12 protein-coding genes are annotated in these 13,783 nt (G+C 27.8%); all 12 read right to left on the reverse strand.

Annotated elements, in window-relative coordinates; all coding sequences use genetic code 11:
• Positions 1-42: 42 nt before the first annotated feature.
• Positions 43-480 (reverse strand): hypothetical protein, encoded by a 438-nt coding sequence (locus N5A56_RS05065; RefSeq protein ID WP_265724507.1) that lies wholly within the window; start codon positions 478-480, stop codon positions 43-45.
• Positions 481-497: 17 nt separating this feature from the next.
• Positions 498-761: a carboxypeptidase-like regulatory domain-containing protein gene (locus N5A56_RS05070; RefSeq protein ID WP_265724508.1), complete on the reverse strand. Its 264-nt coding sequence runs from the start codon at positions 759-761 to the stop codon at positions 498-500.
• Between the two features lie 885 nt (positions 762-1,646).
• Positions 1,647-2,837: a restriction endonuclease subunit S gene (locus tag N5A56_RS05075; protein WP_337994765.1), complete on the reverse strand. Its 1,191-nt coding sequence runs from the start codon at positions 2,835-2,837 to the stop codon at positions 1,647-1,649.
• A complete protein-coding gene (locus N5A56_RS05080; RefSeq protein ID WP_274270248.1) occupies positions 2,773-5,358 on the reverse strand; it encodes an HsdM family class I SAM-dependent methyltransferase in 2,586 nt (861 codons plus the stop codon). Before N5A56_RS05080 ends, N5A56_RS05075 begins: the two co-directional genes overlap by 65 nt.
• Before the next feature lie 5 nt (positions 5,359-5,363).
• The gene (locus N5A56_RS05085; RefSeq protein ID WP_085766299.1) at positions 5,364-5,687 is read right to left on the reverse strand and encodes a helix-turn-helix domain-containing protein; all 324 of its coding nucleotides are present in this window, start codon (positions 5,685-5,687) and stop codon (positions 5,364-5,366) included.
• Between the two features lie 352 nt (positions 5,688-6,039).
• Complete coding sequence (locus N5A56_RS05090; RefSeq protein WP_265724512.1) at positions 6,040-7,506, reverse strand: hypothetical protein; 1,467 nt, start codon at positions 7,504-7,506, stop codon at positions 6,040-6,042.
• Between the two features lie 187 nt (positions 7,507-7,693).
• Positions 7,694-8,242, reverse strand: coding sequence for a hypothetical protein (locus N5A56_RS05095; RefSeq protein WP_265724513.1), 549 nt, complete (start codon positions 8,240-8,242; stop codon positions 7,694-7,696).
• A gap of 123 nt (positions 8,243-8,365) precedes the next feature.
• Positions 8,366-9,490, reverse strand: coding sequence for a tyrosine-type recombinase/integrase (locus N5A56_RS05100; RefSeq protein ID WP_265724514.1), 1,125 nt, complete (start codon positions 9,488-9,490; stop codon positions 8,366-8,368).
• A 126-nt stretch (positions 9,491-9,616) separates the two neighbouring features.
• The gene (locus tag N5A56_RS05105) at positions 9,617-10,399 is read right to left on the reverse strand and encodes an anti-sigma factor (protein WP_274270249.1); all 783 of its coding nucleotides are present in this window, start codon (positions 10,397-10,399) and stop codon (positions 9,617-9,619) included.
• Between the two features lie 3 nt (positions 10,400-10,402).
• Positions 10,403-10,933: an RNA polymerase sigma factor gene (locus N5A56_RS05110; protein ID WP_265724516.1), complete on the reverse strand. Its 531-nt coding sequence runs from the start codon at positions 10,931-10,933 to the stop codon at positions 10,403-10,405.
• Between the two features lie 43 nt (positions 10,934-10,976).
• The gene (locus N5A56_RS05115; RefSeq protein WP_265724517.1) at positions 10,977-12,359 is read right to left on the reverse strand and encodes a caspase family protein; all 1,383 of its coding nucleotides are present in this window, start codon (positions 12,357-12,359) and stop codon (positions 10,977-10,979) included.
• A gap of 41 nt (positions 12,360-12,400) precedes the next feature.
• Entirely contained in the window at positions 12,401-13,432 is a 1,032-nt protein-coding gene (locus tag N5A56_RS05120) for a hypothetical protein (protein ID WP_274270250.1), read from the reverse strand.
• Positions 13,433-13,783: the final 351 nt, after the last annotated feature.

A 13,783-nucleotide genomic window follows, 5' to 3' on the forward strand; every position in this document is an offset into this window, starting at 1 on the left:
CAGCAGGAATAGTTCCAATTGCAGGCTCATAAGATATTCCTTCTATTTTTTTCTTGAACCTTGCATAGTGTATTTATATTCGTATTTATTTTCTTCTATTATCAGCCATTCAATTGCAATAAAAAAACCTTTTTCAGGAAATTCAATATTTAATTTTGAAATATCAATTTCAGTTATTTTCTTTCCTTTTTTTGCAATTCCAACTATGTTTTTGTCATAAATATAATTTTTTGGTTCTCCATTTTCATTTAGTGCATAAAGGCGAATATTAAACTTTGAATTTTTAACATCACTTTTTGTTAAAAGTCTTATATTTTTCAAAAATGGCGTTTTATTATATTTTTCTTTATAGTCAAAAAATCGAGCAATTATCCAAGGCTTTATTCCATTTTGATAATAATGATTGATTTTAGATTTTTTAAATTTCCCGACTATTAATTTTTGAGTTAATTTTTTAGAATTTATAATTATTTCATCCAATTCAGTCGTTATTGGTCTTAATTCAAGAATATTTTTAATTGAATCTGACGAGATTTTTTTGTCTCAAATCCTATTGCTGAAAATAGAATATTTTTTGTGCTATCTATTTCTAATTCAAATTCTCCTTTTTCATTTGATGTTGTTCCAATGTTTTCGTTTTCTATCCAAATATTCACATAAGGTATTTTTTCTTTCGTTTTACTATCAATTATTACTGATTTTAATTGGCTAAAACAAAGGTTAGATACTAATAAAATTATGATGGCAAGCAGTTTTTTCATATTGTGGGCAACGTTGTTTTGTATGGTTTGTTGCGGTTTTAAGCAATAAAGTTAATAAATAAAACACTAACCAAGAAAATCCGCGAGGATTTTCGTAAGTAAGCAATTTGCAAGCAATAAATTATACAAGGTGTTGGCACCAGTATTTTTTCATTCGTATTGTTTCATTCTTTCCAATTTATTACTTTTTGAATTTTTTTATTCACAAGTTTATATTCCACAAAAGCAAGTAAATAGAAAGTCAGATTAAGAAAAAGTATTAGTATAAAATCGCTTTCTAATTTTCCAGATTTTATCGAATAAAATATATTCAGAATCATTACAGTTGTTAAAAGAATAATTAAAATCATTGAAATTAGCTTAAATCTCAATTTATAGTTTTTGAAATTATTCTTCTCAAAAGTCACAATCATTTTCGGAAGTAATTTCTCAAAAGGTGATGAAATTCTCAACAAGTCAATTCGGTTTTTATTTTCATAACCTAAAAAGAATTTATTCGGTTCATTTATATAAGTTGAAACATATTTGAAATCTAAAGATGTATGTCTCTTTAATGACAATAATCTAATGTTTCGTTCTATTTTTTCAGAACTCAATTCAGGTATATTTATTTTTTTAAAGTACAATTTTCGGTTTCAGTTTTTTATTGGTGCCAACGGTCTAGTATAAGAATAGTAGCGGATTTTACACACTAACTTTTCGGTTTAGAACTGACCTTTATTTTATGTTTATACTTTCGTTTTATCACTTAAACCGCTATTATTTTTATACATTGTTGTACACTGGCTTTTTTTCATTCAGTTTGTCAATCAGCGTTGGCGTGAAAGCTCTTTTAAATTTGTGAGGCACGAACAAACTTTAAATGTGCTTGAACTTGCGTTGGCTTTATTCCAAATATTTTTTCAATATGGCTTCTTTCTGTTTTGGAATTTCAGCTATTTGTTTTTCAAATTCCGTAATTTCATTCTCTAAATTTTCTATTTCAACATCCACTTTTTCCTGTTCTGCCATTGTGGGAAGTGGGATTTTAATTCCTTCGATTCTATCTATTGAAGCTCTTTTTGTTCTTGAAAACCCAATTTGCTTTCCTTCTTTGTCTAAACAATATGCAATATATCTAGCTTTTGCTATTGGTTGTTTAATTCTCAAATAACCACAATGATCGGTTGGATAAAATGGTATGTTTGCAGGAATTACATTTACCATCCAATCACCGTCTATTCCCCAAACTACCGAAGAAGTTGAAAAATCGGTTAAAAGTTCTTTATTTATAAACCCAAAAGGTTCAAAAACATTGGCACTGTACACAGGATATTTCCCTTGATTGCTTATTTCACTTTTTAAAACTCTTTTTCCAATTTTAGTTTCAAAAATATCTGTGTCGCTTAATCGTACAGATTTAGTTGCTTTATTAAACAAGGTTTCTAAAGAAGTATTAATGTGTTCTTTATGCGTTAGTATTATATTTTGTAAATCTTGCTCTTGCTTTTCTAAAACCTCAATTTCATCAACTATCTTTTGTTGAATATCTAACGTTGGAAGAGGTATTTTAAAATTTAATAAATCTGTTTTAGATAAATTAAATTGAACACTCCCAAAACCTAAGTTTCTAAGTTGAGTTCTACTAATTTCAGATTTTAAAATACTATTTAGATAACTAGGGATAATTTTATCAAGTTTAAAGTTTATAAACTTTCCAACCCTTTGGTTCAAAAGAAAAGTAGTTCTACTTGTATTTTTAAAAATGGTGGGAATTGCAAGTAGATTTAAATCACTATTCATATCAGTCATTGCAATAACAATATCTCCGTCTTTTAAAACAAAATCTTTATACTTTTCTGAAAAGTTATCAGGTAGAAAAGTTTTTTTATAATCTAAATCTAATACTCCTTTCAGTCTAATATTTGCTTGTCTAAAATTCAAAACGTTTGAACTTTCAACATAATCAGCACTTTTGAAAGCAAAACCATTTTGAAGATTAACAAATTCTTTGAGTGGGAATACATTCCACTTAGTCTGAATTTTTACTTTTTTTAACTGAAAGCGATATGTTTTGCTCAAAATCTGCTCGGTCAAATGTTAGCATATCAATTAAATTTTGATAGCTTACGTTTTTTTGAAGCGTTTCAGGAATGTCTAAATCGAACTTGTTTTCAGTAAACGCTCTGTATATATAAGTGCTAGCTTTATTTTCGTTAGTGAAACTTTTCATATCATAAAGCTGTGTGCATTCGTCAATGGTTTTGCTACGTTTTATAGGGTGCATTCCTTCATTCCCTCTACGATTACTAAAATCGTAACCTAAAAACTGTTTTTCTTTTGCCTTTTGACCTGTTTTTACTAAAACAACTTTTTGATTATATGTTAGAATAAAATAAAGTAATTTGTCTTTTTCTATTTCTAGTATTTTACTCCATTTTTCATCTTCCTTTTTAGCTTTTATCTTTTTGTCGTATTCATTAAATATTTCGTGTTGCTTTATAGCTTCGTTCGGTTTTTTCTGCAATAAGGTTTTATAATCTTGAAAAGAAATGTTTTCCCAAACGTGAGATATATATTTCTCTATTGGTTTTTCAATACCGTTTATAGTAATGTCTTTAAGATTTGTAAAGAATGTAGCTAGAGATTTTTCTACTTGTTCGGCAATAGTATCTTCTCTACGTTTTAAAAATAAAGTAACCGTATTTGTTCCTGTAGCCATAAAAGTGCCAGAGCCTAGTTCTGTAATTGCTATTATGTCAAAAGCTTTTAAAATAATCTCTCTTGCTTGTGAATATAAACCCGAATTACTTAAAATAGAACTTGGTAATATTATGGCTGCAATACCGTCTGTTTTTAGTAATTGTTTAGTACGTTCAATAAACAAACATTCTATTTCAGAACTTCTATCGCTTAGACTGTCAAACAATTTAAAATCCTCATTAGCGGAAGCATTTTTCAAATCACCTTTAAAAGAACTTACAGAATATGGCGGATTAGAAACAATAAACGAAAATTGAGGTTTTTCAGCATTTTTCTTTAATAGTCCTCTGTAACTTTTGGAATGTTTGAAACTATCTAATCCATCTCCGTGAATAACTTGTGCTAAACCATCTCCATAAAAATAACAGCCAACTTTTGCGACTTTTACTAAACGATAATCTTTTTCTATACCATAAACATATTTACTTGCCCAATCGTATTTCTTTTTTCTCCAAACTTCCACAAAATCTTCAGCTTCTTGTGTTTCTAATTTAGAGGTATCAATATCATTCTCAATAGTACGTTGGTACTCTTCCATTACTTCGGTTAAGAAGTGACCACTACCAACACTATAGTCAATCACAGCAGGAAGTTCTGGAATTGATTGGTTTAATTGTTTCTTTATGTATTGTGAAATAGGTAATGAGCGAACTATGAAACGTGTAATTGGTGGTGGTGTGAAAAACTGACCAGCTTCTTGTTTCAACCCAGTTGTTAAAAGACGTTCAAAGAAATCGCTTAAATGTTGTTGTTTTCTAGGATAACGAATTCTAAATTTTTGAAGTAATTGAACTACTTCTTTTAATACTTTTTGATTGTCCTCAAAAGTTTCTTCATCAAATACATCCTTTATATCGTAAACCTTATTGAATAGTAAAATATGTTTCTTTTTTTCTTCTAATTCTTTTTGAGTTTTATAGCTAAACATATCATCTGAAATTCCTCTAACTTCTTTTTTTAAGAAGTCATACATTCCAGATTTGTATAGGTTTATAAGTCTGATTTGAAAATCAACTGCATTGTCTTTGTGTTCTTTCCATTGAAAATCAAGTTCCTTATCATCTCTCTTTTTTTCATCAAATATTTTAGCGAGAAAAAGATTAAAAATCTTATTAAATGCGTTGGGTTTGTCTGAGACAGAATGCTTTCTAAGTATAGATAAAAATTCGTGAAATATTTTTTTACTATCTTCTTCGTTCAGTGTTTTTAAATCATCTTTGGTTAGTTTCTTGCTTTCAAACAAATAAGGTTTTACCCAATCGTCAAATATTCCGTTGGTATTGGTTACTTTATTCCATCTATCATAAACATCTTCTACATTTCCAGCTTGTCTGTAATGCTCCTCAATTTTTATTATTTCATTTTTAAACTGGATTTTGTTTTTGTCTAATTTAGAAGCATATAACATCAAAATATCAGCAGACTTGTCTTGTTGAAAATAGGTCATTAACTGACCGCCATTTGTTTCGGTTTTTTTAAACTCTTTTTCAAATTCTTTTCCCCAAGTCTTACATTCTATCATTAAATAAGCAGAGCCATCTTTACGAGTAACTAGAATATCGAGCCAACCACCACTTGCTCCGTGTCCGACTGTGTATTTTTTTTCTAAAACTATATGTTCTGGTTTGTACCCTTTTTCTAGTAATCTGTCTATACACTCTAAAACAACCCAATTTTCAGCTTGTGAGAAATTTTGAGTAGTTGTTCTTCCTCCAATTATTTTGCTTCCGAAATCAAATTGTTGTTTTTCAAAATCAATTTCAATTGAATATCCATTATAGTTTTTATGAAAAATTCCAGAAGTGTTTTCTTTAGGTATAAATCCTAATACTTGTATGAGTTTCTTTGTATCCATCTCGATTAGAATTTTAATTTTCCTTGTTTTGCGTTTATTGCTTTGATATATGTTGATTGGTCTTCTGCAACTTTAAAAATTTTATCAGAACATTTATATTCAAAAGCTTCTTTTGCAAATTTGTCTGCAAAATACAAGTCTTTAACTTGGTTGTAATCTAGTTCAAATAATTGGGCAAGTAATTTCAATTTGCCAACTGGAAATTTTTTATGGTCATTCTCAATTTTACTAACAGCAGGTGTATTAATTTTGACTTTCGCTCCGAATTCAGTCTGACTCCAGCCTTTTTCTTCTCGGTGAGTTTTTATGTAGTTTCCGAAACTTGCCATTAGTTTATTATACTTTTTATTGTTTTACCCAATTTTGGCAAAGTTATATATTTCTCAGTCCATAAACAATTTTTTTGACATATAAAAATCATCTTCATAAAACTTATTTTCAGCGTTGGGAAAAGGCAAGCTCTTTTTATTTTTTGAGGCACGAAAAAAATGAAATGTGCTTGACTGTGCGGCTGGATTCAGCTTGTGTACAACGGGTTTGTATAAGATTAGTTGCGTGTTTTAAGCACTAAAGTTAGCAAATAAATCACAGATAGAAAGTCCGCGAGGACTTTCGTAAGTAGGCTAGAACCAGCAATTAATTTTATACGGTGTTGTATGCCGTTTTTTTTCATTCCGATTATTAAACTTTAGAAGCTGATGCTTTTCTTGTTGCGTCTATTACTACTATGTTTTCGTGATTCTCTTTTTTAATTTCTTTTAAAACTTTATTGACCTTTCGGATATCTGATGATGTATAACATAAAACTACTGAAATATCACTAGCAGATTTTGATGCAGATTTATAGACGTCTGTTTGGTTTTCTAAGTTTCTCTTTAACGAAGTTGATTTAGCTAACTTAAATTCAACAATAGTTGAATCTCCACTTCCAAAAGAAACTTTATAATCTGCTGGACCACGACCATTATTTACTTCCGCATTAACATCATATGGTGAAGCATACCAAGTCAATCTAAATATTCTTTGTATAGTGTCTTCCTTCGCAATAGGTCTATGACCATCGTAGAAAATACGATAACCATCATTATTTTCGATTACGTCTTTTAGATACAAAGCTCTTTTAAGAGATTCATCATAACTATTTGACTGTAATTTGTAAAAATCACTATTCTTATTTAGTAACTCGCATAGTGGTGTTAGAGCATCAACTAATTTTTCTTTTAGTTCATTAATTTGCGACATAGAAGCAGAAGTAACTTCATACTTTTTGTCTTCTTTTAGTTTTATATAAAAGTCTACTAAATCAGGGAATTTCCTGATTGTTTTTAAGAATGCATATTCTTTATCTTTCTTTTTTGGTTTTCTTGGTAAATGAGACCTAAAAAAATCATTAATAGCTGAACGTAAAGATGAATTTTCTAAAGACCTTGTTACATTGTTAAAGCTTGAATAAAAATCAGAATTGTTGATTACAGCATCATCTACTGTTAAAATATCTAAAGGTGTTAGAATAATGAAATCTCCACCGTTTTCTCTAAAAAAGTATGGCAGTTTAAAAGTTCTAGGTTGCCATATTTTTGTTTTTTTATCGAATCGACACCTTATTGAAAAGTCTTTAGTTTGATTTTCTTTTAAATGCTTTTTTGCGAAATTTTCGGTAAACTCAAGTAGATATTCTTGTATTAAGTTTGTCGTAAAATCACTAATAAAATCTTTTCCAACTCCAGAATTTAAAAGAGTCAATTTTTCTATATGAGTTTCGGCAGTTATTTCTTCTTCTCCAAAAGTGCTATAAAAACCATTAAAAGCTGTAATAGCTCCATTTGCAAATTTCTTTCCTAATCCTTTTCCTCCATTTCCATATTTTGCCAATCCTAACCAATTTTGTTTGATTTCGGGAAATTTGAATAGATTTAAATTGACATCTATTCCGTTATTTTCTGTCGCAAATTCTTTTAAAATTAGTAAATGTTCAACTACTTTTTTATGAAGTTCTTTATATTCTGGTTTTTCAGATGCAAATAATAAAAATGGGTCAATAAACATTGGTAAGTCAGAACTCAAACAAATATTTAATGCTCCAAATTTTTCTAAAGTTGAATTGTCAATTTCAAAATAGTCGGAAAAAAGTAATTTAAAATTAGACATATTTCATTTTTTTGATGGATTGTTCTTGGTTTGGTCAAATGGCATACAACGTTGTTGTATAAGCTTTGTTGCGTGTTTCAAGCAACTAATTTAGTAAATAATTACTAACCAAGAAAGTCCGCGAGGACTTTCGTAAGTGGGCAAGAAGCCAGCAATAAAGTTTATACGGTGTTGTACACAGTAATTTTTATTTCATTATAAATGTCAATCCAATTCCTATAGCAATGAGTGGAAAAAGAAAAATTATTTGACTTGTAATTATCCAAAATAGAAATTTAGTCCACTGTAGAAAATTCATTTCTGTCGTATTTTCTTTTTTAGTAATTCTAATTAGTTCAGAATATTCCATTTTCATAAAGTTGGATTTACTAATTTTTAAATCGATTATTCCTATTTCATTTATTCCTTTCTTAAAACCTTTAAAAACTGATTTTGGATAAATCCATAAACTGTAACCCATTGCCCATAAACTCAAAAAACCTAATTGAAAATGTTTCCATATTCCAGTTGAAATTTCCCAACCAGCAATAAACCCTTCTCCTTTCCAAGAAGTGTCACAATTATTTAAAATATGTTGAATGTCGTGAATATGTAATGCTTCTCTTCTGAATTCCGGATTAGGTAAATTTAATTTAAGTCCAAACACTTTAAATTCAAAAGTATCGTCGTCAATTCCACCATCTTTTGGAATTCCGTTTTTTGCATAAAATTCAGTTAATAATTTATCTAATGTCATTTTCGTGGTTTATTGTGTACAACTTATTTATATACGGAGCTTTTATCCGTTTTTTAGTCTAATTGAGAATGATATGCAGAAGTTTAGTTACTTTATATCTTTCTTTGTTATAAAAATAATAGATTAAAATAGATCATCAAATGGATTTTTAATTTTTTTTAAACTAGTATCTGTTACATGGGTATAAATCATTGTAGTTTTTGGGCTACTATGACCTAATAATTCTTGAATATATCTAATATCGGTGCCTTTTTCTAATAAATGTGTTGCAAAACTATGTCTTAAAGAATGAAGAGTTATCTTCTTCTTTATTCCGGCCTTAAAAAGTGCATTTTTTAATACTTTTTGCGCACTTGTATTGCTATATTTCCCTCCTTTTTGACCTTCAAATAAATATTTTTCTGGTTTATATGCAATATAATATTCTCTTAAAATTTTCACAAATGCTGGAGACAAAAGTGTATATCTATCTTTTTTTCCTTTAGCTTGCTTTATATGAATTAGCATTCTTTCACTATCTATATCAGTAATCTCTAAATTTATTGCTTCTCCAATTCTTAATCCTCCAGAATATAATAAACTTAAAAGCACCTTATGTTTAAGGTTAGTAATAGTGTTAAAAATTGCTTTTATTTCATTTCCACTAAGTACAATTGGTAATCTTTTTTCTTTTCTAGGTCTTTCGAGATGAACTTCTTCATAAGAGAAACCTTTATACTCAAAAAACTTTTTTATACCACTTATAAATTGATTTTGATATGAAATAGATTTATTAGGAATATAAATATAATCATAACTAAAAGCTTCCACTATTTTTGTAGAATAAATATCAGCTTTTTTTAAAAGTGCATACTTAATATATGTAGTGGTAACGTCTACATAAGTGTTAATAGTGTTTTTACTCAATCGTTTTTGATATAACCATTTTTTATATTTATTCAAATCATTTTTTATTGATTCAGGAATTTTATCAATTAAATGAGATTTTTGTTTTTCTGTTATTTTACTTTTATTAATAAATTGTTGGAGTGTTGCATAATCAATATGCCAATTAGGATTTTTTAAATGTGTAAAAACTATCCTTAAGTTTTCTAAGGATAATTCTACATAATAAGATCTTAAAGTTTGACTCCAATTGATAATATCGAGACTTTTAAGACGTTTTTTTATTTCAAGATCAAAAATAAATTCAATTGTTAAAACATTTTTATTTCTAAGCTTAGCAGTACTTAAAGTTATTTTTTTCATAGCATATAAACGTAAATCTAAGACTTTTTTTATTTTTTGCTATTAAATAAATTCAGTAAATTATTTTTTTGTGAAAAATGATTAATTCCAGCTTATTAATATTTTATATAAGGATAAATAAAAAAATTAAGAAGAAATAGCACCTAAAGTATAAAGTTGTTCTAAAGTAGGAGAGGAGCTACCACCTGCAGGTTCAAGAGTAATACCAAATGCTTCTGACTCATTTGCATTATTTATAGTGAAAATCTTGTTTGCATCAGCAGTAAAAGAATCTAAAGTACCTAAACTAGTAGGAGTTAATGGGCTTAGTTTTAAAGACCAAACTTGGTATACTTTTCCTTTTGGAGGTTCTGGTAAACCTTTAGCATCTAGGTAAATAGAATTTTCTTTTTTGTCCCAATAAACTTTAGCATAAGATGTAGGTGATACTTTTTGACCTGCCAAAGGGATGGAAATAATGTCTTTATCTCTAAAAACTTCAATTAGCTTTTCTGCTGCTGCTAAATTAGTAGATGCACTATCTATTTGCGCTTCTAGTAATTGCTTTTCAGAAGCAACTTGTTCTTTTAATTGATTGTTTTTGGAAAGTGTAAAAATTAAAATACTACCAATTAATAAAGAAGTTGCCCAACCAGAATATTGTAACCAATTAGTTTTTGGTTTCGAAATTGGTATCACTTTTGGGGCATCAACTTTTAATTGATTTTTTATATTGTTAAATGAATATGAAGCATCTTTTTTAGTTGCAGCAGTAAATTGCAGAATCGCTTTTTCTATCGATTCTACTTCTGCTAATAATTCAGAATTTTCCATAATTGTATTGTATACTTCTTCATTTTCCTTTTCAGAAAGTGAGCCAGCAACATACAGTTCTAAAATTCCAGATGCTATGTAATCTTTAATATTCATTTTTTATACGTCTAACATTGTTCTTAATTCGCCAATGCAAGATCTATTTCTTGTTTTTATGGTGCCTAAAGGCATTTTTAATTCTTCTGATGCTTCTTTTTGTGTAAATCCTTTAAAATATAATAATTCTATAACAGCTTTACATTTATCTCCTAACTTAGTCACAAACTTTTTTAAGCCAATTGCATTTGTAGAGTTATCTAAACTAGAACTGCTTTCTAATATATCTACGAAAAAATCTGAATTAAGGTTTTGTTTAGACTGTTTAAATTTTTTAGAACGTGTATAATCTATAGCAGCATTTCTTGCTATATTTAGTAACCACGTAAAAAATCGTCCTTTTTTTGCTGAGTAAGAATCTGCTTTATTCCATGCTTTTATAAAAACATCTTGGGTTATTTCTTGAGTAACATCATCATTTTTAACAATGTTATTTACAACACCAGAAATACTATTACAATAAAGATTGTATAGTTTTTCATACGCTTTCACGTCTTTTTGTTGAAACTGTAAAATTAAAAGCTCTTGATTCATAAATTGTATCAAGAGCTAAAATAGATAATTAAAATTAATTGAGTTAGTTTCTTCTAATTAAAATAAAATCGCCACCTTCATTTCCAGTTCCACTAATTGGTGCATAAATAGGTCTTTGTGTTTTATCTCCTCTAGGGTTGTCTATAATAGGGTCTTCAATCATATTAAATAATTGTCCGGCAGAAAGATATTCTCTAGAATTGTCTTTGAGTTTTTTTATTAAATACTCCATAAACACACTTTTATTAGGTACGGTTTCTAGTGCACCGCTTGTTATGGCTTTTCTACTTGTTAATGCATATTTTGCTTTAACAGCATTAGAGGCATTAGATAAACTTCTTGTTCTTGTTAAAATACTACCACTAAAACACGCATCTGATATTAATAAGGTGTGTTTAGAAGGTATTGCCTTTATATAAGTAACTATACTTGTGTTTAAAATAATGTTTTCTTCAAAATCTCTGTTCGAATTTGATGGCATCCAATATCCTTTTTCGGTTTTTTTATCATAATTACCATGTCCGGCATAGAAAATTACTAAATTATCATTCTTATTTATTTTTCTACTTAATTTTATAAACTCTCTATTAATTTGATTTTCAGTTGGGTTTTTTAAAACAGTTACATTTTCTTTATTAAAAGTATAATTACTTATTAAAACATTTGCTAAGTTTTGTGCATCTTTAGTAGGTTCTCCATTTAAATCGGGTATAGTTTTATCATCATACTCACTAACACCAATAATTAACGCGTAATATTTACCAAACCCAATATCTAGCTTTTCATGAACAATTGGAGTAGGGTTGGAGTTGGATGAAGCTCGTTTTATAATAAATGTTTTTGATGAAGATGCTTGTTTTAAATCGGTAGCTTTTACAATTAACTCGTTTTTTCCGTATTTTAAAGGCACATTTGCAGAAAAAGTACCATCTTCTGCAACATTTGCTTCAGTTCCGTTTACTGTTATTTCATAAATTCCATCAACATCTGTAGCAACACCTTTTACTAAAATTCTTTTTGATTTTACTATTTTAAAACCTCTTTCTACTTCTACCGATGGTTCAATTATTTTAACTATTGGAGGATTATTATAACTTGTGGTTTGATATTTTATATCTAAATAATCTACAGCAATTTCTCTTTCAAAATAAACTGTATAACCAAATTTATTACCAAAAAAAGGTTGAAAAGGAGTTTCATTTATATATATATCATTGATGTAAAACCGTAATAGTTGACCAGATTTTACAATTTTTAATTTATTAATTTCATTGGAACCTGTTTTAATTGCAGAAGAATAAGTATAAGGAATAATGTCATTATTTACGTTATTTAAAAACTTTCTAAATTTATAATTACCATTACTAGAAATTAGAAATGAAAATTCATTAGAAGAGTTTTTTCTACCAAAAGTAATACCGAACATACCATCTTGTGAAGCATTTTTTTGATTAATAGCCGTTTCAATTATAAAATCTTTATAAGAATTAATATCAATTGTTCTACTGATAAAACTACCTCCACTTTTTTTCTTTTTAAATTTAATTTACCATTGTTTATTGCTACAGAATAATCGCTTGCATTATCTAAATTCCAATTATTAGTATTCGAATTAAAACTATCATAAAGAGGAACAGTAAGAGTTTTATCCTTCTTTGTAGGTTTTATAATATTGGTTTTATCTTGATTAATTTTTAAATAATCTATGGCAATTTTTTGTTTGTAATAAATTCCATATCCTATTTCAGAACCAAAAAAAGCTTCGAAATCTATTTTTGTTAAGTATGTACTATTTATAAACAATTTATAATATTCACCTTCTTTTTTAACTTTTAATATATTCGATTTTCCGCTACCAATATTAATTGCAGAAGATTTAACCCATTTTATAATCTCTTCATTTTTATTATTGATAACTCTTTTAACCTTGTAATATCCGGTAGCTGTTAAAAGAATTTGTAAATAATTTTCGTCTTTTTTACCCCAAAGTAATCCATAAGGAGAATTTGTGTCTCCAGAAACATGTTTAAACTTTGTTTCAATCTCAAAATCTTTAGAGCTATCAAAGTTCTTGTTTATATAAGCTAAATAGCCAGTTTCATCTTTTTTATGGTCTAAATAATAGTTTCCATCAGAAAAATAAAAATTAACAGATTCGTTATTTAACTCGTTCCAGTTATTACTATTATTATTAAATTCGTCTAAAAATACAATGTCTTTTTCTAATGAAATTTTTGATTTTACTTTTTTATTTATATAATTAACACTTAAATAACCAACAGAAATTTTTTGCCTATTATAAACTATAAAGCCTAATCTATCTCCATACATTTTTGCAGCATAATTTGTATATACTAATTTGTTGTTTATATAATATTCGAAAGTATTATTAATATGCTTAACTTCTAAGTAGTTGTAAGAATTTCCTTTTTTAATATGTTCAGAAACAGTCCATTCTTTTATTGTTTTGCTTTTCCCATTTTCAAAGTTTTTAATCATATATGAACCACCAGAAGTAATAAAAAATTCATTTTGGTTGTTGTTGTCTTGCCTTCCAAATATTAAACCAAAACCATTGTTATTTATACCGCTTACTTTTTTTATTTGTGCTTTAATGTTAAAATCTCTTTCAGAATTTATCTTTTTTAAAATTGTAGAACTCCATCCACCATTTTCTCTTTTATGATCAAAAATATAATTTCCATCTTTTACACCTAATTCAATTTCATCGTTTTTTGTAATTGGCCAACTATTCTTATTATCGTTAAAGCCTTCGAAAAGTAAAGATTTTGTTACCTTTTTTTAGAGTTTGTAATAGATTTTGATAGATATTTAGTTTTAATATAATCT

It is taken from the genome of Polaribacter ponticola, assembly GCF_026191475.2.
Lineage (GTDB): Bacteria > Bacteroidota > Bacteroidia > Flavobacteriales > Flavobacteriaceae > Polaribacter > Polaribacter ponticola.